Origin of the sequence: Pseudomonas synxantha, assembly GCF_900105675.1 — a bacterium.
Taxonomy (GTDB): domain Bacteria; phylum Pseudomonadota; class Gammaproteobacteria; order Pseudomonadales; family Pseudomonadaceae; genus Aquipseudomonas; species Aquipseudomonas synxantha.
In genome coordinates this window covers 6,362,960-6,382,617 of the sequence record NZ_LT629786.1, presented here as the reverse complement: position 1 = coordinate 6,382,617, position 19,658 = coordinate 6,362,960, and the positions used below count along the sequence as shown (strand labels likewise).

Genomic DNA, 19,658 nt, shown 5'->3' with positions numbered 1-19,658 from the left:
ATGGCCTCATCGGGGGCAAGCCCCCTCCCACACTGAACTGTGAACGCGGTCGAATGTGGGAGGGGCTTGCCCCCCGATAGCGGTCGCCCAGGCCATCAACGCCCACGATCCCGGCGTAACAACTTCCTCACTCGCGCCACCAACACCTTGGCGTCAAACGGCTTGAGCAGGTAGTCATCCTCATGCAGTTCCAACCCCCGCAACCGGTCTTCAATGCCGCCCGGCGTGGTCAGGTAGAGCACCGGCGTGTCGCCCTTTTGCCGGATCGCCTGCTGCAATGTCCAGGCGTTCAAGCCCGGTAGCATCACGTCCAGGATCACCAGATCGTATTCGGCGCCTTCCACGAACCGCTGCGCCGCCATGCCGTTGGCCGCGACTTCCACTGAAAAGCCGGCCTCGCTCAGGCCCTGCGCCATGCGCTGGGCCAGTTGCGGCTGGTCTTCCACTAACAACACCTGCATGTCTTACCCCTGGGTTTGATTACAAACCTGTCATCCAATTGTGCGGCTTTTGTCCGCGTCCACTGGCTACCGTGATGGCCTGCCTTCTGGAGCCCTTCGCATGTATCGCACCGCTTTGTTCCTCAGCCTCGCCGTGGCCACCGCGGCCCAGGCCATGCCCCAACTGCCACGCCACGCCGAGCTGGATCTGCGCACCGCACGCCAACTGGCCGACGCCAGCCTGGCCCATTGCGCGGCTGCTCTGACGGTACTCGATCGCGGCGGCAACCTGTTGCTGGGCCTGCGGGCTGACGGTGTCGGCCCGCACAACAGCCTCGCCAGCCAACGCAAGGCGTACACCGCGCTGTCGACTAAAACCCCGACCCGGCTATTCGCCGAGCGTGCACGCAACAATCCCGAGGCCGCCAACCTTAACAGCTTGCCCGAGTTGCTGTTGCTCGGCGGCGGCATACCGCTGTTCGCTGACGCCGAACTGGTCGGCGCGCTGGGCATCGCCGGTGCCGGTGGCGCTGCGCAGGACGAAGCCTGCGCCGTCCAGGCTGCCGAGCAACTGGGCTTGAAAATCACCCCCTGACTTGATCGCTATCAAAAGGACTTTTCGATGAAAACCCTAAGCATGACCCTCGTCGCCCTCAGCCTGAGTGGCCTGTGCAATCTGGCCCTGGCCGCCGGCAACCCGCTGAGCGTACACGTGCTCAACCTGGAAAATGGCCTGCCTTCGGCCGGTGTCAGCGTCACCCTGGAACAACAGGTGGGCGATCAGTGGCAGGCGCTGTCCAAAGGCGTCACCAACCAGCAGGGGCGCATCGCCGAACTGTTTCCCGCCGACCGCAGCATGACGCCGGGCGAATATCGCGTGGTATTCAAGACGGGTGACTACTACAAGAAGGCCAATCGCGAGACGTTCTTCCCCGAGGTGCCGGTGATTTTCCAAGTCAAACAGGCCGACCAGCATTACCACATCCCGCTGTTGCTCAGCCCTTACGGTTTCTCCACGTATCGCGGTTCATAGGCCTGCGGCCAGGCGCAGCCGGTTGAGGTCGAGTATCTCGATGGCGCCGTAACTCAAGCCAATGATGCCCTGTTGCTCCAGCGCCTTGAGCAGACTGTTGATGGTCTGGCGCGACAGGCCGAGCATCGCCGCCAGATCCTCCTGGGGCAGTTGCAACACGCGGCGCGGAGGCTCTATTTCACCGTAGCCCTGGGCAATCATCAGCAACCGATGGGCCAGGCGCACCGATGCGGGCATCAGGCTGATCTGTTCGATATTGATCAATGACAAGCGCAGCTTATGGCTCATCAGCAGGGCCATATCGCGCCAGAACATTGGCTGCTGTTCGAGAATGTCGAGCATCGCCGCCTGCGGCACCTGCAATAGTGTGCACGCGCCTGTGGCCAGGGCGTCGTGGGTACGTGGCAGGTTGTCGAACAGGCAGATTTCGCCGAACCAGTGCGGTGTTTCCACCAGGCTCAACACCGCTTCCTTGCCCTGGGCGCTGACCGCGCTGATACGCACCGCCCCTTCCAGCACCGCGTACAGCCCACACGGCGGGTCGCCGCGCTTGAACAGAAACTGCCCCGCCGTCAATGAGCGCACGCGCGCCGCGCCCAGCAGGCTACGCTGCAAGTCTGGCGGCAAGTGTTTGAACCAATGGCCGCGGGCCAAGTGCGCGTGCCATGTACCTGTGTCCATGGGAAACCCCGAAGATTGTCGCCCAGTTGACAGTTAGGCACCGACTGACAGGGCATGATCAAACATCCTACAGGAGGAACAACAATGAAAAGCCTCGTCGACCACCTCAGTCAATACGCCGCGTACCACCGCGACCCGCGCAATATTGTCAGCCACTTTATCGGTATCCCATTGATCGTGGTTGCCGTGGCCGTGCTGTTGTCACGCCCCGAATGGGCGGTGGGTGGCCTGTGGGTCTCGCCAGCGGTGATCCTGGCGTTGTTCTCGGCGTGGTTCTACCTGCGCCTGGAACTGGCCCTGGGCGTGCTGATGACGGTGCTGATGGGCCTGTCGGTGTGGGCCGGGCATGGGCTGGCGGCGCAGAGCACGACGGTATGGCTGAGCAGTGGCATCGGTATGTTCGTAGTGGGTTGGGTGATTCAGTTTGTCGGGCATTACTACGAAGGCAGGAAGCCGGCGTTTGTGGATGATGTATCGGGGCTGATCGTGGGGCCGTTGTTTGTGGTGGCGGAGTTGGCGTTTCTGGTGGGGTTGCGGCAGGACCTGCAAAAGCAGATTGAACAACGTTCAGGCCCGGTGGGACGCCGCGATCTCAAGCCAAGTGAAGTCTAAATGTGGGAGGGGCGGTGCGACGATTCGACTTGCTCCCGATGGCGGTATATCAGCTTAGAAATTTTTGGCTGACACACCGCTATCGGGAGCAAGCCCCCTCCCACATTGGGTTCTGTATTGAGTTTAGGCTTTTTGCCAGACCTTGGGTTTGAAGAACAGGGTTTCGCCACGGGTTAAACCGGTGAGGCTGTCATGGTCTTTGACCACTTCGGCCTCGATCAACTCGCTTTGGCCTTCGACCTTGAGCGTCACCCGCGTCGTGGCGCCCAACGGCCGAATATCCCGCACTTGCGCCGCATGGTGATCCTCCAGCTCATGCCGCGACAGCGACACTTCATGGGGGCGGAACAGCAGGTGCTTATCCTCGCCCAGGTGCAGGCGGTTCGAATCACCCAGGAAGTGATAGACAAAATCGCTGGCCGGGTTTTCGTAGACCTCCCCCGGTGAGCCGATCTGCTCGATCACACCCTTGTTCATCACCACGATACGGTCGGCGACTTCCATGGCCTCTTCCTGGTCGTGGGTCACAAACACCGAGGTCAGGTTGATGTCTTCGTGCAGCCGCGCCAGCCAGCGGCGCAGCTCTTTACGCACCTTGGCGTCGAGGGCGCCGAAAGGTTCGTCCAGCAGCAGCACTTTGGGCTCCACCGCCAGGGCGCGGGCCAGGGCGATACGTTGGCGCTGGCCACCGGAGAGTTGTTCCGGGTAGCGGTCGGACAACCAATCGAGCTGCACCATGTTCAGCAATTCATGCACCTTGGCCGCGATCTGGCTTTCGCTCGGGCGCTGGTTTTTCGGTTTCATGCGCAGGCCGAAGGCGACGTTGTCGAACACGGTCATATGGCGGAACAAGGCGTAGTGCTGGAACACAAAACCGACGTTGCGGTCCCGCACATCGTGGCCGGAGACGTCTTCGCCATGGAACACGATGCTGCCGGCATCCGGGGTTTCCAGGCCGGCGATGATGCGCAGCAAGGTGGTCTTGCCGCAGCCGGACGGGCCCAGCAACGCCACCAGCTCGCCACTCTGGATATCCAGGTTGATGCTGTCCAGGGCCTTGAAGGCGTTGAAGTTCTTGCTGACATTACGGACTTCGATCGACATGACTTATTCCTCACCAGCGCTGTTGCGCAGGCGGTTGATTCGGTTCTCGCTCCACTGCTTGAGCAGCAGGATGAAGAGCGCCAGGATCAGCAACAGGCTGGCCACCGCAAACGCGGCAACATGGTTATATTCGTTGTAGAGAATCTCGACATGCAGCGGCAGGGTATTGGTCACCCCACGAATGTGGCCGGACACCACCGACACCGCGCCGAACTCGCCCATGGCCCGCGCGGTACACAGCACCACGCCATAGATCAGGCCCCATTTGATGTTGGGCACGGTGACATGCCAGAACATCTGCCAGCCATTGGCACCGAGCAGGCGCGCCGCCTCCTCTTCCTGGGTGCCCTGCTCCTGCATCAGCGGGATCAACTCACGGGCCACGAACGGCACGGTGACGAAGATGGTTGCCAGCACGATGCCGGGCAAGGCGAACACGATCTGGATGTCATGGTCCTGCAACCATGGGCCGAAGAAGCCCTGGGCGCCGAACATCAGCACGTAGACCAGACCCGCGATCACCGGCGAGACCGAGAACGGCAGGTCGATCAGCGTCACCAGGATGCTCTTGCCACGGAACGAGTACTTGCTCACACACCAGGCGGCGCTGACACCGAACACCAGGTTGAGCGGCACCGAAATCGCCACGGCAATTACCGTGAGCTTCAACGCCGACAGCGCGTCGGGTTCGAGGATCGCAGTGAAGAATGCACCCAGGCCATTCTTCAAGCCCTGAGTTACCACGATCAGCAACGGCAACAGCAGAAACAGTACGAACACCAGCCAGCCTAGACCGATCAGGATGCGTCGCGACACCGCACTGCCACGCCGGGCGGCATTGGCCGAGGACGCGGCGGAAATAGACGATTGGGACATGTTCCGCGCCTCCTTATGGACGTTCGATGCGCCGCTGCAACAAGTTGATCAGCAGCAGCAGAATGAAGGAAACCACCAGCATCAGCACACCAATGGAGGTGGCGCCGCGGTAGTCGTACTGGTCGAGCTTGACCATGATCAGCAGCGGCAGGATCTCGGTCTTCATCGGCATGTTGCCGGCGATGAAGATCACCGAGCCGTACTCACCCACGCCCCGGGCAAACGCCAGGGCGAAGCCAGTCAGCCACGCGGGCAACAACGCAGGCACAAGGATGTAGCGGAACACTTGCAGCGGCTTGGCGCCGAGGCACGCGGCGGCCTCTTCGATCTCCCGGGGGATGTCGGCCAGCACCGGCTGCACCGTGCGCACCACGAAGGGCAAGGTGACGAAGGTCAGCGCCAGGGTGATGCCCAGGGGGGTGTAGGCGATCTTGAAACCCAGGTCGGCGGCAAACTGGCCGACCAAACCGTTAGGCGTGTACAGCGCGGTCAGCGCGATACCAGCCACGGCCGTGGGCAGGGCGAACGGCAGGTCGATCATCGCATCGATGATCTTGCGACCGGGGAAGGTGTAGCGCACCAGCACCCAGGCCAGCAGCGTACCGATCACGCCGTTGATCAGCGCGGCGTACAGCGCGGTGCTGAAGCTCAGCTTCAACGCCGCCAGCACGCGCGGTGCGGAAATGATGTTCCAGAACTGATCCCAGGTGAGTTGAGCGGCGTGTACAAACATCGCCGCCAGCGGGATGAGTACGATCAGGCTGAGGTACACGACGGTGTAGCCCAGCGTCAGCCCGAAGCCGGGTATGACGGGGGAAATACGACGCGACATAAGAGTCCTTGGTTAAAGGGTAAACACCACTGTAGGAGCGCGCTTTCTGTGGGAGCTGGCTTGCCTGCGATGCAGACACTGCGGTGTAACTGATACACCGCGGTGATGCTATCGCTGGCAAGCCAGCTCCCACAGAAAAGCGGGGCTCCTACAGGTACTTTGGCTTACTGCGCCGTGTAGATCTGGTCGAACACACCACCATCATTGAAGAATTTCGGTTGGGCCGTTTTCCAGCCGCCGAAGTCCTTGTCGATCGTCACCAGGTCCAGTTTCGGGAACTGCTGGGCATACTTGGCGGCGACTTTCTCATCCCGTGGTCGGTAGAAGTTCTTCGCCGCAATCTCCTGGCCAGCCGGGCTGTACAGGTGGTTGAGGTACGCGGTGGCGATCTCGGTATTACCCTTTTTCTCGGCGTTCTTGTCGACTACGGCCACCGGTGGCTCCGCGAGAATCGACAGGGACGGCACTACGATGTCGAACTTGTCGGCGCCGCCGTCTTCTTTCAACGCCAGGAACGCCTCGTTTTCCCAGGCCAGCAACACGTCGCCCTGACCGTTGTTGACGAAGGTAATGGTAGATCCGCGCGCGCCGGTGTCCAGTACCGGGACGTGCTTGAACAGCTCTTTCACGTATTCCTGGGCCTTGGCTTCGCTGCCACCGGTTTTGAGGCCGTAGGCCCAGGCGGCAAGGAAGTTCCAGCGTGCACCGCCGGAGGTTTTCGGGTTTGGCGTGATCACCGACACGTCTTTCTTGATCAGGTCGCCCCAGTCCTTGATGCCCTTGGGGTTGCCCTTGCGCACCAGGAACACGATGGTCGACGTGTACGGGGTGCTGGCGTCCGGCAGGCGGGTCTGCCAGTTTTCCGGCAGGGTCTTGCCCAGCTTGGCGATTTCGTCGATGTCGCCGGCCAGGGCCAGGGTCACCACGTCGGCGCGCAGGCCGTCGATCACCGCCCGGCCCTGCTTGCCGGAACCGCCGTGGGATTGCTGGATCTTGACGTTGTCGCCGGGGTGGGACTGCTTCCAGAAGCTGGTGAACTCGGCGTTGTAGTCCTGGTACAGCTCACGGGTCGGGTCGTACGAAACGTTGAGCAGCTCGTAGTCCTTGGCAACGGCGGAACCGGCAAACACAGCACTGGCCAGCGCGGCCAAGGCATAACGGCGAATCGACGACATAGAAGCTCCTGAAAATTCTTGAGTGTTGGCTTTTCTTATAGTTGCGGGTCTATCGCCGTTCTTGCTCAGCTCGGTTTGTTACCCGGGTTCTGCAGGCGGAATTTTTCCTTGCGTTCGATCTGTACCACTTGAGCGTTGTGCACGGTGATTTCCACTGCGCCAAACCGCAGATCGCGCAGGGCGCTCTGGATCTCACGCAAAATGGTTGCTTCGTCCTGGCCGTCGACGCTACGTAGAGATGCGCTCATGGTCTCGCTCCTGAAATGAATAGTGCCTGGCAGTGGCGGCACTGCTTGCGGCGTGAGGGCGATAGTAGATAAGCGCGGATATTCTTAAAAATACTATTTAAGAATGTTTATATAACCAGAAAGAATTTTCTGACAGGACGTGGGGTTGCGTGTGGTTGCGATCCAAATGTGGGAGGGGCTTGCTCCCGATAGCGGTGGGCCAGCCAAGTTTTTCTAACCTGATACTCCGCTATCGGGAGCAAGCCCCCTCCCACATTTTGAGCGCATTTCAAGGCTGGATTGGGGGTGCTCGGGTCCAATCGATAGCGTCGGCTGGCATCGGTCGCCCAAACCAGTAGCCTTGGCCCATATCGCACTGCTGGTCCAGCAGGAAGCGCGCCTGCTCCACCTGTTCGATACCTTCGGCATGCACCTGCATGCCCATGCTTTTCGCCAGGGCGATCACCACGCGCACAATCGCAGCATCGTCTTCATCCCAGGGCAAACCCGCGACAAAACCTTGGTCGATCTTGAGTTTCTGCACTGGCAGGCGCTTGAGCCGCAGCAACGAGGAGTAGCCGGTGCCAAAGTCGTCGATCGCCAGGCGCAGGCCCAGTTCGCGCAGGCGATGCAGTTGCTCCAGGGCGACTTCCGGGTCGTCCATCACTGCGCTTTCGGTGACTTCCAACTCAAGGAAGGCCGGATCCAGGCCGGTGGCGTGCAGCACCTGGGCAACTTGCTCGTACAGCTCGCGCCGGGCGAACAAGCGGCTGGAGACATTCACCGCAATAAAACTCAGCGGCGCACCGTCGGCCAGCCACTGGCACATCTGGCGACAGGCCTGGTCCAGTACCCACCCATCAATGTCGGCAATCAGGCCGGTGCGTTCGGCGATGGGGATGAATTCGCCCGGCGGTATCAGGCCACGTTCCGGGTGTTCCCAGCGCACCAGCGCTTCGACGCCCACCAGGCGGCTGTCGTTCAGGTCGTGCACCGGCTGGTAATAGACGCGCAGCTCCTGCTGGTCGAGAGCGCGACGCAGCTCGCTGGCGATCTCCACGCGGTTCTGTGCGTGGGCGGTGAGTTCTTCGGTGTACAGGGCGTAGCCCTCGCGGCCGGCGTTCTTGGCCTTGAACAAGGCGGAGTCGGCGTTGCGTAGCAATTGCTCGGCGCTCAGGGCGTCGCTGGGAAACAGGCTGATGCCAATGCTGGCGCTGATAAACAGCTGGTTGCCGTCAAAAATGAAGGGATCCTTCATGGCATTCAGCATGCGCTGTGCCAAGGCTGCGGCCTGCAGCACCTGTGGACAACTCTCCGCCAGCACGGCGAACTCGTCGCCGCCCAGGCGCGCCAGGGTCACACCGGGCCCAAACAAGCCGCGCAAGCGCTCGGCGACCAGCTTGAGCACTTGGTCGCCGACATTATGACCCAGGCTGTCGTTGATGATCTTGAAGTGGTCCAGGTCCATCAGCAACAAGGCGCAACCACGCTTGTGCACCTGCGCCGAGGCCAGGGCCTGCTCGGCACGGTCGGTGAACAGCAGGCGGTTGGGCAGGTCGGTGAGCGGGTCATGGTGAGCCAGGTGTGCCAGTTCGTGCTCGGAGTCCTTGATGGCACTGATATCCGAGAACACCGCGACGTAGTGGCTGACCTTGCCCTGGTCATCGTGGATGACGCGAATGGTTTGCCACTGTGGGTAAATTTCGCCGCTTTTGCGTCGGTTCCAGATTTCGCCGCTCCATTCGCCCGTGCGCTCCAGCGTCTGGAACATTTGCTGGTAGAAATTCGACGAATGGCGGCCGGATTTGAAAAGGCTTGGTCGCTGGCCCATGACGTCTTCGCGGCGATAACCGGTGATCTCCATGAACGCCCGGTTGACGTGCACTATCAGCCCTTGGGTATCGGTGACCAGCACCCCTTCGCGGGTGCAATCGAACACCGCAGCGGCCAGGCGCAGGCGCTCGCGGTTTTCTTTCAGGGGTTGCTGCAATGCATGGGCACGAGCAAAACGCCGGCCGATCCAGTAGATGACCAACGCGCTGAGGCTGACCCACACATAACCGCGCATCTGCAGCCAGCGCCCCAGCTCCCACGGCTCATCGATAAAGTTGATCAATGCGTAGTGCTGAGCTGGAGCCAAACAACGGAAACCAGCAGGTATACCAGCCCCCCACGTAGGGCACCTCGGTATGAATACAGCATATGTTTAGTAATCCTTACTAAATAACCAGAATCGCCCTACAAAGTATCAGGATTATAGATGAGGAAACACCTTGTAAGCCTTATCTGAAACAGCCACTGGTTTTATCTGCAAAGGAAGTGATAATGCGGATGCTGTTTTTTTCTTTATCTGAGGGCCATACAGCCTATGTGGTACAACGGTTTTCTTGATCTGTCAGCCTGGCAACTGGTGGCAGTCACTCTGTTGATGACCCACGTGACCATCATTGCGGTCACCGTCTATCTACACCGCTATTCCGCCCATCGCTCCCTGGAGCTCAATGCGGGCCTTAAACACTTCTTCCGCTTCTGGCTGTGGCTGACCACGGCGCAGAACACCCGCGAGTGGACCGCCATCCACCGCAAGCACCACGCCAAATGCGAAACCGTCGATGACCCGCACAGCCCGGTGATCAAGGGCCTTTCCACCGTGCTGCGCAAAGGTGCCGAGCTGTACCGCGCCGAGGCGGAAAACCCCGAGACCCTGCGCATCTACGGCAAGAACTGCCCGGACGACTGGCTCGAGCGCAAGCTCTATACCCCCTACCCGCTGCTGGGCGTGGCGATCATGGGCGTAATCGACGTGCTGCTGTTCGGCACCATCGGCATCACCATCTGGGCGATCCAGATGATGTGGATTCCGTTCTGGGCCGCCGGCGTGATCAACGGCCTGGGCCATGCTGTGGGCTATCGCAACTTCGAATGCCGTGACGCCGCCACCAACCTGGTGCCGTGGGGCATCATCGTCGGCGGCGAAGAGCTGCATAACAACCACCACACCTATCCCAACTCGGCCAAGCTGTCGGTGAAGAAGTGGGAGTTCGACCTGGGCTGGGCCTGGATCAAGGTGTTCAGCTTCCTGCGCCTGGCCAAGGTGCAGCGCGTGGCGCCCATCGCCCACCGCGTCGAAGGCAAGGGCAGCCTGGACATGGACACCGCCATGGCGATCCTCAACAACCGCTTCCAGATCATGGCCCAATACCGCAAGTTGGTGATTGGCCCGCTGGTCAAGCAGGAGCTGGAGAAGGTCGATCATTCGGTACGCCACCAGTTCCACCGGGCCAAGCGCCTGTTGTCGCGGGAAACCAGCTTGCTCGATGACCGCCACCACCTGCGCATCCAGAGCATGCTGGAGCACAGCCATGCGCTGACGGTGATCTACGAAAAGCGCCTGGCGCTCCAGCAGATCTGGCTCAAGACCAGCACCAATGGCCACGATATGCTGGCTGCGATCAAGGAGTGGGTGCATGAGGCAGAGGCCAGCGGTATCCAATCCCTGCGCGATTTTGCCCACCAATTGAAGACCTATTCGCTGCGTCCTGCGGCGGTGTGACGGTAGTGTGGGAGGGCTCGCCCTCCCACGCACTGGCTTTTTGGCGCCATTTTCCGGGCACCGCCAATCGGTCACGATCATGGAACTTCACCGCAAATCCCCTCTCTCAAAGAACACTTCGCCATCATGGTGACCCCTTGTAGTACCGCTGTTCCATCCTGCGGCGCGCCCAGAGAGAGTTGTACCGATGGTTCACGAAAAGCCCTGCCTGCCCGATGTGCCCACTGCCGAGCCGCCGCGCCCGGCCGCGGCGGCGACCCTGTTGGCGTTGATGCATGCCCAGGGCGAAGTCGAGCGACTGAGTGAGCGTGAGCAACTGCTCAGTTCACTGCTGGTCAGCGTGAACGCGGTGCTATGGGCCATCGACTGGGAAACGCGCCGCGTGCTGTATGTGAGCCCGGCCTACGAGCGCATCTTTGGCCGTTCAGCCGGCTTGCTGCTGGCCGATCACCGGGAATGGCGCAACAGTGTTCACCCCGAAGACCTCGACTACGCCGAACACAGCCTGGCCCGCGTGCTGGAACAGGGCGCCGTGGAAGACCGCGAGTACCGCATCATCACCGCCGACGGGCAAATCCGCTGGCTGTGCGACAAGTGCTACATCAACCAGCAGGTGGTGCCTGGCGAGCCGCTGATCGTGGTCGGCATGGCCGAAGACATCACCGAGAAGAAGCTGCTGGAGCTGGAACTGCACCGCCTCGCCACCACCGACGTGCTGACCCAAAGCAGCAACCGCCGGCACTTCTTCGAATGCGCCAACCAGGCGTTCGACAACGCCTGCGTGCAGGGCACGGCGCTGGCGTTCCTGTTGCTGGACATCGATGACTTCAAGGACATCAACGACACCTACGGCCACCTGGAGGGCGATCAGGTGCTGCGGCGCATTGCCGAGAGCGGTCGAGGGGTACTGCGCCGTGGCGACCTGTTCGGGCGCATTGGCGGCGAAGAATTCGCCGCCGTACTGCCCGGTTGCGCACCGGAGATGGCCCTGCAAGTGGCCGAACGGCTGGGCAAGGAGATCCAGGCGTTGTTGTTCAGCTATGAGGGCCGCGAATTCAACGTGACCGTCAGCCAGGGCCTGGCCAGCTTGCGCGAGGATGACTCCACCCTCGACAGCCTGTTCGCCCGCGCGGATGCAGCGATGTATGAGGCCAAACGCCTGGGCAAGAACCGCGTTATCGCGGGCTAGACTCGGTTCAAATGTGGGAGGGGGCTTGCTCCCGATGGCGGTGTATCAGGTTAACAATACTTGTCTGGCCCACCGCTATCGGGGGCAAGCCCCCTCCCACATTTGGATCTCATTGGCTGTCAGGGTTTGCATACTCCATTCGTCCGCGCGGATGCGGCGATGTATAAGGCCAAGCACCTGGGCAAGCACCGCGTTATTGCAGGCTAGACTCGGTCAAAATGTGGGAGGGGGCTTGCTCCCGATGGCGGTGTATCAGGTTAACAATACTTGTCTGACCCACCGCTATCGGGGGCAAGCCCCCTCCCACATTTGGACCTCATTGGCTGTCAGGGTTTGCATACTCCATTCGTCCGCGCGGATGCGGCGATGTATAAGGCCAAGCGCCTGGGCAAGCACCGCGTTATCGCAGGCTAGACTCGGTCAAAATGTGGGAGGGGGCTTGCTCCCGATGGCGGTGTATCAGGTTAACAATACTTGACTGGCCCACCGCATCGGGGGCAAGCCCCCTCCCACATTTGGACCTCATTGGCTGTCAGGGTTTGCATACTCCATTCGTCCGCGCGGATGCGGCGATGTATAAGGCCAAGCGCCTGGGCAAGCACCGCGTTATCGCAGGCTAGACTCGGTCAAAATGTGGGAGGGGGCTTGCTCCCGATGGCGGTGTATCAGCTTAGCAATGCTGGACTGACCCACCGCTATCGGGGGCAAGCCCCCTCCCACATTTGGACCTCATTGGCTGTCAGGGTTTGCATACTCCATTCGTCCGCGCGAATGCGGCGATGTATAAGGCCAAGCGCCTGCGCAAGCACCGCGTTATTGCAGGCTAGACTCGGTCAAAATGTGGGAGGGGGCTTGCTCCCGATGGCGGTGTATCAGGTTAACAATACTTGTCTGGCCCACCGCTATCGGGGGCAAGCCCCCCCCACATTTGGATCTCATTGGCTGTCAGGTTTTGCATACTGCTATTCGCCCAGGCGGATGCGGCGATGTATAAGGCCAAGCGCCTGGGCAAGCACCGCGTTATCGCAGGCTAGACTCGGTCAAAATGTGGGAGGGGGCTTGCTCCCGATGGCGGTGTATCAGCTTAGCAATGCTGGACTGACCCACCGCTATCGGGGGCAAGCCCCCTCCCACATTTGGTCTCATTGTCTGTCAGGTTTTGCATACTGCTATTCGCCCAGGCGGATGCGGCGATGTATGAAGCCAAGCGCCTGCGCAAGCACCGCGTTATTGCAGGCTAGACTCGGTCAAAATGTGGGAGGGGGCTTGCTCCCGATGGCGGTGTATCAGGTTAACAATACTTGTCTGGCCCACCGCTATCGGGGGCAAGCCCCCTCCCACATTTGGATCTCATTGGCTGTCAGGGTTTGCATACTCCATTCGTCCGCGCGGATGCGGCGATGTATAAGGCCAAGCGCCTGGGCAAGCACCGCGTTATCGCAGGCTAGACTCGGTCAAAATGTGGGAGGGGGCTTGCTCCCGATGGCGGTGTACCAGCTTAACAATACTTGACTGGCCCACCGCTATCGTGGACAAGCCCCCCTCCCACATTTGGATCTCATTGTCTGTCAGGCTTTGCGTACTCTTGTCAGTTCGGACAAGCCCACTTTGAGCAGCCGTGCGGTCTTGCTGCTGGCAAGCTCTTGCAGCCCTTCATGCTCGGTCAAGCGCGCCATCTGTGTCGCCAGGTTCACCACCAAGGCTTCGCGTGAATACACACCGCCTTCCAGTGAATAGGTGGCCGCGATCAATTGGCGCAACTCCAACGGCAAGCGCCAGCGCGTGCGCAACGCCGAGCCGTAGGCGGCGCCAAAAGTATCGAGGGCTTCGCCGATCGCTTCGTCATCCAGGGCGCCGCCAGCCTGGCGCCAGTCTTCCAGGCAGCGCAACAAGGCCAGGTCGCCCAACCGATGCAGGATGCAGGCGCTATAGCAGCGCTGGTGATCCAGTTCCAGCATGCGCGCCAGGCGTCGGGCGTACTCGGCGCTGTCCTCAGACAACTGCCAGTGCCGCTCGGCGTAAGCCAACAGCCCAGGGTCACCCAGCACGACGTTGTGCTTGAGCGCCAGGCCCAGGATGAGGTTCATGCTTTGCCCGGGTACCAACTTGTTCAGGGCCGCGTGCAGGGTCTGCACCGGCGTGCCGTGATACCCGGCACTGTTGGCGGCGGCGATCAACACGGCGGTGATTTGCGGGTCCATACGCACCTGCTCTTCGAGCTGCTGCAGGTCCAGACCCTCGGGCCCCAGGCTGCGTTGCACCGCGGTTTTAACATCCACACGCAACGGCGCGCCATCGCAGACCTCTCGGCGCCGCTCCAGGAATGCTGGCAAGGTCATGCCTGGCGCCAGCGCCGGAATCTCGCAATACACGCTTTCGCCTTCGTTAAGCAGCAGGTCTTGCAGGCGCTGGGTCAGGCCCTCCATGTTCAGCGGGTGGGTCAGGTACGCAGTCGGCGCCAGGGGCAAGGCTTCGCGTACGCTGGCGCTGTCATTGCGGCTGCTCAGCAGGATGAACGGCAGTGCGGGAGAGCGGCGCTGCTGGCGCACACTGCGCAGCAGGCTCAAGCCATCGACGCCCGCAAGCTCCCAGTCCGCAAGGATCAGGTCATAGGTTTTTTCCCGCAACAGCGTGGCGGCCTGCTGCCCATCGGCGCACACATCCAGCCGCGCATCACAACGCACATTCAACAACACTTGCTTGAGCAGGTCCCGCGACCAAGGGTCCGCTTCGGCAATCAGCACTCGGGGTACAGCAGGTAAATCAACAGCAGTCATCCAGCACGCTCCATCGGCAATGCTTGCACCTTAGACAATGCAGGCGCCTGCGTACAATGAACGAGGCCTGAATGTGCCGCAGTGAGCATAAAAAAACCCGCCGAAGCGGGTTTTTTCATATCGATGCAGACGCTGAGCTTACAGCTCGGAGAAGCACTCCTCGATGATGGCCAAGCCCTTGTCCAACTGCTCGTCCGGCGAGGTCAGCGGCACCAGGACGCGCAACACGTTGCCGTAGGTACCGCAGGACAGCAGGATCAGGCCCTTGTCACGCGCCTTCGCCACCACCGCGGCAACGGCCGCCGCGTTAGGCTTGTGGCTGTCGCCCTCTTCAAACAGCTCGACTGCGATCATCGCGCCCAGGGCACGCACATCACCGATCACCGGGTACTTGGCCTGGATGGCCTTGAGCCCCGTCACCAGGCGCTCGCCGACCGCCTTGCAGCGGTCCAGCAGGTGCTCTTCTTCGAACACTTCCATCACGGCCAGGGCCGCCGCGCAAGCAATCGGGCTGCCGGCGTAGGTGCCGCCCAGGCCGCCCGGGGCGATGGCGTCCATGTATTCGGCCTTGCCGCACACACCGGCCAGCGGGAAGCCGCCAGCGATGGATTTGGCAAAGGTGGTCAGGTCGGCGGCCACGCCCATCTGTTCCATGGCGAAGAAGGTACCGGTACGGCCGGCACCGGTTTGCACTTCATCGGCGATCAGCAGGATGCCGTGCTGGTCGCACAGTTCGCGCAGGCGCTTCATGAAGGCTTTCGGCGCGACGTAGAAGCCGCCTTCGCCCTGCACCGGCTCGATGATAATGGCGGCGATATCACGCGGTTCGGCATCGTTCTTGAAGATGCGTTCGATGCTGGCGATGGAGTCGTCGACGCTCACACCGTGCAGTTCGTTGGGGTACAGCGCACGGAACACGCCGCCTGGCATCAGGCCCATGCCAGCCGAGTACGGCACGACTTTACCGGTCAGGCCCAGGGTCATCATGGTGCGACCGTGGTAGGCGCCGGTGAAGGCAATCACGCCGGCACGGCCAGTAGCGGCGCGGGCGATCTTCACGGCGTTCTCGACCGCTTCGGAACCGGTGGTGACCAGCAGGGTTTTCTTGGCGAAATCGCCTGGCACCTTGGCAGCGACTTTCTCACACACCTCTACGTAGGGCTCGTAGGCCAGCACCTGGAAGCAGGTGTGGGTCAGCTTGTTCAGTTGCTCGGTCACGGCGGCGATGATTTTCGGGTGCACGTGACCGGTGTTGAGCACGGCGATACCGCCGGCGAAGTCGATGAACTCGCGACCTTCTACGTCGGTCACCGTGGCGTTCTTCGCGGATTCGGCGAAGATCGGGTGAATCTGGCCAACACCGCGGGGTACAGCGGCTTCGCGGCGTTTCATCAGGGAAGCGTTGGTCTTGCTCATAAAGTCCTCATTCGCCACTCATCGGGTGGCGTGGTCCAAGGCATACGTGGCGGGGAGGCAACTACGGCAGCATGCGATGATCGACTGCCACAGCTTTCCCGGCCACTACGAATAACGATGTGAAACACGCAAAGGGGCAGCGCTCTCGTGCCCTCTGCGTTTGCTGCAAGCTCTTGCCGGTCAGATGCCCAGGCAGAGGTATTTGATTTCCAGGTAATCCTCGATCCCGTACTTGGAGCCTTCACGGCCCAGGCCCGAGGCCTTGATGCCGCCGAACGGCGCCACTTCATTGGAGATCAACCCGGTGTTGACGCCGACCATGCCGTATTCCAGGGCCTCGGCCACACGGAACACCCGGCCCAGGTCGCGGGCGTAGAAGTACGAGGCCAGGCCGAACTCGGTGTCGTTGGCCATGGCGATCACATCGGCTTCGTCTTTGAAGCGGAACAGCGGCGCCAGCGGGCCGAAGGTTTCTTCCTTGGCGACAGCGGCGTCTTTCGGCACATCGACCAGAATGGTCGGCTCGAAGAAATTGCCTTCCATCGCCTTGCCACCGGCCAGCAGCTTGGCGCCTTTGCCCAGGGCATCAGCGATGTGCTCCTGAACCTTGGCCACGGCTTTTTCGTCGATCAGCGGGCCCGTGGTGGTGCCTTCTTCCAGACCGTTACCGATCTTCAATTTGGCCACGGCCACCTTGAGCTTTTCAGCGAAGGCGTCGTATACCGAATCCTGGATGTACAGGCGGTTGGCGCAGACGCAGGTCTGGCCGTTGTTGCGGTACTTGGAGATGATCGCGCCTTCGACGGCCTTATCCAGGTCGGCGTCGTCGAACACGATGAACGGTGCGTTACCGCCCAGCTCCAGGGAGACTTTCTTGATGTCCTTGGCGCATTCGGCCATCAGCTGGCGACCGATTTCGGTCGAGCCGGTGAAGGACAATTTGCGCACGATCGGGTTGCTGGTCAGCTCGCCGCCAATGTCGCCGGCGCTGCCGGTGACCACGCTGAGCACGCCTTTCGGGATACCGGCGCGGTGGGCCAGCTCAACCAGAGCCAAGGCCGAGAATGGGGTTTGCGAGGCTGGCTTGATCACCATGGTGCAGCCGGCAGCCAGGGCCGGGCCGGCTTTACGGGTGATCATGGCGGCCGGGAAGTTCCACGGAGTGATCGCCGCGGTCACGCCGATAGGCTGCTTGATCACAATCAGGCGCTTGTCGGGTTGGTGGCCGGGGATCACATCGCCGTAGATGCGCTTGGCTTCTTCGGCAAACCACTCGATAAAGGACGCGGCATAGACGATTTCGCCCTTGGCTTCGGCCAGCGGCTTGCCTTGCTCGAGGGTCATCAGGCGGCCGAGGTCGTCCTGGTTTTCGATCAACAGTTCGAACCAACGGCGCAGCTTGTTGGCGCGCTCCTTGGCGGTGAGGGCACGCCAGGCCGGCAGGGCCTTGTCGGCGGCTTCGATGGCGCGGCGGGTTTCCGCGGCGCCCATCTTCGGCACGCTGCCGAGAATTTCACCCGTGGCCGGGTTGTTGACCTTGATGGTCTGACCGTTGTCCGCATCGACCCAAGCGCCATCGATAAAGGCTTGCTGGCGGAACAACTGGGTATCTTTGAGCTGCATGTCGGCTTTCCTTAACAGCACCGCGCGCACGCGGAGCGAATTAGAGTTGTTGAAAGGCGCCTTGTGGGCTGCCGTCAGGGAAATCAGCCCCAGCGCGCGGGAGAAAAATACAGCGCACGGGAGACAGAGCGTTTGAAATCTCAAACGAATCCTAGGATCAATGGGGGTATAGGGCAATAGGATGTTCGAAAAAAAGAACGAAAACGGCACATCTGACTAAATCTTATGATCAGCATAGTTGCGCTTGGTTTCACCGCACTGATCGCTGACACCCGGCCCAGGGCCTGCACGCGGCGAATTCCTACGCTTAAACGCCCAAAGACCAGCATGGACGCATCAGGTCGACATGGGTATGATGTCGCCCGCACAAGCATCCGTAGCTCAGCTGGATAGAGTACTGCCCTCCGAAGGCAGGGGTCGTGGGTTCGAATCCCGCCGGGTGCACCAGATATGAAAAGAAAAAGCCCCAGGTCGAGAGATTTGGGGCTTTTTTGTTTTTTGGATTTGGGCGGTGATGAGGCGAGGTGTTGGGAGTTACTCGCTCAGGCCTTCGGTATGAGCTGTACGGGATTTCTGTCCCTTTTTCGCTGTAAAAATAAAAATATCCCCTTTTTCTTTTCGTTTTTCGGTGTCTGAGAGGCAAGCCGAGAAAGTGGCAAAAATTTCCTAAGAGGTTTCGCGGTCTAAGCTGCATAGCAGCCCCAAATCGTATTTACCGAACCGCCAACCCTGTCGAAGGACTTATTGTGAAATTCATCTGCACATTCACATTTCTATTGCTCGCCCAGGCTGCCTATGCGGCCGAGTCCCCTGTGATCCCTGACCCCTATGGCGGCCCTGATAAACGCCCAGAGAGCAGTGAAAATGTCACAACGTATTTGAACGAAGATGGTACCTCTACCACCTCGGCAGTGATGGTTTACGGAGATGGTCATAAGGAACACTGCATTATCCAAGCGGCACGGCCTGCAGCGGCACATCGGCTGCCGAAAGTCACCAGCAAGACGTGTACACGTATTAGCTCTTACCACAAGTAACGGACTGGCTGACAACGGGCCGCTTGATAAAGGCGAGACAGGCGCTGAAGTCAGGCAGTGGGATGGGTCACGCCTGCCTTCCCACGATGAATTCCTGGAACGCTACTTATCCAGGCTAGAGATTTCATCGCGCAACACCCCCTCCAACACCCCAAAAAAACCCTGAATATGCACCTGCTTCAACGCCTGTGGCCGTGTAACCAGATAAACCTCCATCGGCGGCAGTGCTATCTCCGGGAAAACCTCACTCAACCCCGCTGCCAGAATTCGGGGCAACACCGCCACACCCATCCCTCGCTTCACCGACTCAAGCTGCACGGCAAACGAGCTCACGCTGATCGGCGCATGGTCGAGCCCGGCGGCTTTTGCGGCGCGCATTTGCGGTAGTAGGTCCAGGGGTGGCAGCAAGGCGATGTTGGCTGCGGTGGCGGGGGTTAGCGCGGGGAACCGTTCCAGGTATTCGGCGGTTGCGAAGACGCCATAGGCGAGCTTGCCGAGCCCTCGATAGATCAGGGATGGTTCACCCAGGTGGGCTGTGCGTACGGCGATATCGGCGACGCCTCGTACGATCTTGTGAAAGTCGGTGGTGGTCTGCAATTCCACGGAGCAGCCTGGGTGCAGCGCTGTAAAGCGGCTGGCGGCTTCCAGTACGCTCGCTGAAAACCCTTCGCCGGCGCTGACCAGCACCGTGCCGTTTAGCGTTGCCTGCGCGCCGTCGACCGCGGTCTGGCGTCGCAGGCCGGATTCGGCCGCGAGGGCGACGTCCACCAGGGCTTGGCCTCGGGAGGTGAGCCGGCAGCCTTCCACGCCGCGTTCCACCAGCGGCTCGCCCAGGGCGGTTTCCAGTTGGGTGAGGCGGCGGGCAACGGTAGATGCCGCCACACCGAGCATCTGCCCCGCCTGCAAAAAGCTGCCACGCCGCGAAACCGCCAACAGCAGGCGAAGATCGTCCCAATTTGCCTGCAACGCCATATCTATGAGCTTCCCTGGTCTGCTGATGTGCAAAGCCATTATGCAGCAGTCGCCGTTTTTCAGGCGCGGTCTCACCGGTATATCTACAGGCCTTTAAACGAATGGAATGGC

16 protein-coding genes, 1 tRNA gene and 1 pseudogene are annotated in these 19,658 nt (G+C 60.8%); 6 read left to right on the top strand and 12 right to left on the bottom strand.

Annotated features, from left to right (window positions below):
* Nucleotides 1-95 precede the first annotated feature (95 nt).
* A complete protein-coding gene (locus tag BLU48_RS29430; protein WP_057024804.1) occupies nt 96-461 on the bottom strand; it encodes a response regulator transcription factor in 366 nt (121 codons plus the stop codon).
* A gap of 100 nt (nt 462-561) precedes the next feature.
* Here BLU48_RS29430 and BLU48_RS29425 point away from each other — a divergent pair, with 100 nt between their 5' ends.
* Nucleotides 562-1,035 carry a GlcG/HbpS family heme-binding protein gene (locus tag BLU48_RS29425; RefSeq protein ID WP_057024805.1) on the top strand — a complete coding sequence of 158 codons (474 nt, stop codon included), beginning with the start codon at nt 562-564 and terminating at the stop codon, nt 1,033-1,035.
* Between the two features lie 27 nt (nt 1,036-1,062).
* A complete protein-coding gene (gene uraH / locus BLU48_RS29420; protein ID WP_057024806.1) occupies nt 1,063-1,473 on the top strand; it encodes a hydroxyisourate hydrolase in 411 nt (136 codons plus the stop codon).
* Here uraH and BLU48_RS29415 read toward each other — a convergent pair.
* Nucleotides 1,468-2,154 (bottom strand): Crp/Fnr family transcriptional regulator, encoded by a 687-nt coding sequence (locus tag BLU48_RS29415; protein ID WP_057024807.1) that lies wholly within the window; start codon nt 2,152-2,154, stop codon nt 1,468-1,470. The two genes, uraH and BLU48_RS29415, sit on opposite strands and share 6 nt — an antisense overlap.
* Before the next feature lie 84 nt (nt 2,155-2,238).
* On the opposite strand from BLU48_RS29415, the gene BLU48_RS29410 reads away from it, so the two are divergent.
* Nucleotides 2,239-2,766 (top strand): Mpo1 family 2-hydroxy fatty acid dioxygenase, encoded by a 528-nt coding sequence (locus BLU48_RS29410; protein ID WP_057024808.1) that lies wholly within the window; start codon nt 2,239-2,241, stop codon nt 2,764-2,766.
* A gap of 123 nt (nt 2,767-2,889) precedes the next feature.
* On the opposite strand, the gene BLU48_RS29405 is transcribed toward BLU48_RS29410, so the two are convergent.
* The 6 genes and pseudogenes from BLU48_RS29405 to dibA all read right to left on the bottom strand — a co-directional run bounded on the left by BLU48_RS29405 (nt 2,890) and on the right by dibA (nt 9,182).
* Complete coding sequence (locus tag BLU48_RS29405) at nt 2,890-3,870, bottom strand: sulfate/molybdate ABC transporter ATP-binding protein (RefSeq protein WP_057024809.1); 981 nt, start codon at nt 3,868-3,870, stop codon at nt 2,890-2,892.
* Nucleotides 3,871-3,873: 3 nt separating this feature from the next.
* Nucleotides 3,874-4,746, bottom strand: coding sequence for a sulfate ABC transporter permease subunit CysW (gene cysW, locus BLU48_RS29400; protein WP_043050822.1), 873 nt, complete (start codon nt 4,744-4,746; stop codon nt 3,874-3,876).
* Between the two features lie 13 nt (nt 4,747-4,759).
* The gene (gene cysT, locus BLU48_RS29395; protein WP_057010500.1) at nt 4,760-5,578 is read right to left on the bottom strand and encodes a sulfate ABC transporter permease subunit CysT; all 819 of its coding nucleotides are present in this window, start codon (nt 5,576-5,578) and stop codon (nt 4,760-4,762) included.
* Nucleotides 5,579-5,742: 164 nt separating this feature from the next.
* A complete protein-coding gene (locus BLU48_RS29390) occupies nt 5,743-6,753 on the bottom strand; it encodes a sulfate ABC transporter substrate-binding protein (protein WP_034117176.1) in 1,011 nt (336 codons plus the stop codon).
* Between the two features lie 65 nt (nt 6,754-6,818).
* The gene (oscA, locus tag BLU48_RS29385) at nt 6,819-7,001 is read right to left on the bottom strand and encodes a sulfur starvation response protein OscA (RefSeq protein WP_007941032.1); all 183 of its coding nucleotides are present in this window, start codon (nt 6,999-7,001) and stop codon (nt 6,819-6,821) included.
* A gap of 268 nt (nt 7,002-7,269) precedes the next feature.
* Nucleotides 7,270-9,182: pseudogene (dibA, locus tag BLU48_RS29380) on the bottom strand (phosphodiesterase DibA).
* 166 nt (nt 9,183-9,348) lie between these two features.
* Between dibA and desA the strand changes: the two are divergent.
* The gene (gene desA, locus BLU48_RS29375; protein ID WP_057024810.1) at nt 9,349-10,533 is read left to right on the top strand and encodes a delta-9 fatty acid desaturase DesA; all 1,185 of its coding nucleotides are present in this window, start codon (nt 9,349-9,351) and stop codon (nt 10,531-10,533) included.
* A gap of 187 nt (nt 10,534-10,720) precedes the next feature.
* Nucleotides 10,721-11,722: a GGDEF domain-containing protein gene (locus BLU48_RS29370; RefSeq protein WP_043050816.1), complete on the top strand. Its 1,002-nt coding sequence runs from the start codon at nt 10,721-10,723 to the stop codon at nt 11,720-11,722.
* A gap of 1,568 nt (nt 11,723-13,290) precedes the next feature.
* On the opposite strand, the gene BLU48_RS29365 is transcribed toward BLU48_RS29370, so the two are convergent.
* The 3 genes from BLU48_RS29365 to gabD all read right to left on the bottom strand — a co-directional run bounded on the left by BLU48_RS29365 (nt 13,291) and on the right by gabD (nt 17,538).
* On the bottom strand, nt 13,291-14,499 hold the full coding sequence (locus BLU48_RS29365; protein ID WP_057025544.1) for an HDOD domain-containing protein: 1,209 nt from the start codon (nt 14,497-14,499) through the stop codon (nt 13,291-13,293).
* Between the two features lie 138 nt (nt 14,500-14,637).
* The gene (gene gabT / locus BLU48_RS29360) at nt 14,638-15,915 is read right to left on the bottom strand and encodes a 4-aminobutyrate--2-oxoglutarate transaminase (protein WP_057025545.1); all 1,278 of its coding nucleotides are present in this window, start codon (nt 15,913-15,915) and stop codon (nt 14,638-14,640) included.
* Between the two features lie 180 nt (nt 15,916-16,095).
* Nucleotides 16,096-17,538, bottom strand: coding sequence for an NADP-dependent succinate-semialdehyde dehydrogenase (gene gabD, locus BLU48_RS29355; RefSeq protein WP_043049124.1), 1,443 nt, complete (start codon nt 17,536-17,538; stop codon nt 16,096-16,098).
* 370 nt (nt 17,539-17,908) lie between these two features.
* Between gabD and BLU48_RS29350 the strand changes: the two genes are divergently transcribed.
* A tRNA-Arg gene (locus BLU48_RS29350) sits at nt 17,909-17,985 on the top strand.
* Between the two features lie 692 nt (nt 17,986-18,677).
* On the opposite strand, the gene BLU48_RS29345 is transcribed toward BLU48_RS29350, so the two are convergent.
* Nucleotides 18,678-19,547, bottom strand: coding sequence for a LysR family transcriptional regulator (locus tag BLU48_RS29345; protein ID WP_057025546.1), 870 nt, complete (start codon nt 19,545-19,547; stop codon nt 18,678-18,680).
* Between the last annotated feature and the right edge of the window lie 111 nt (nt 19,548-19,658).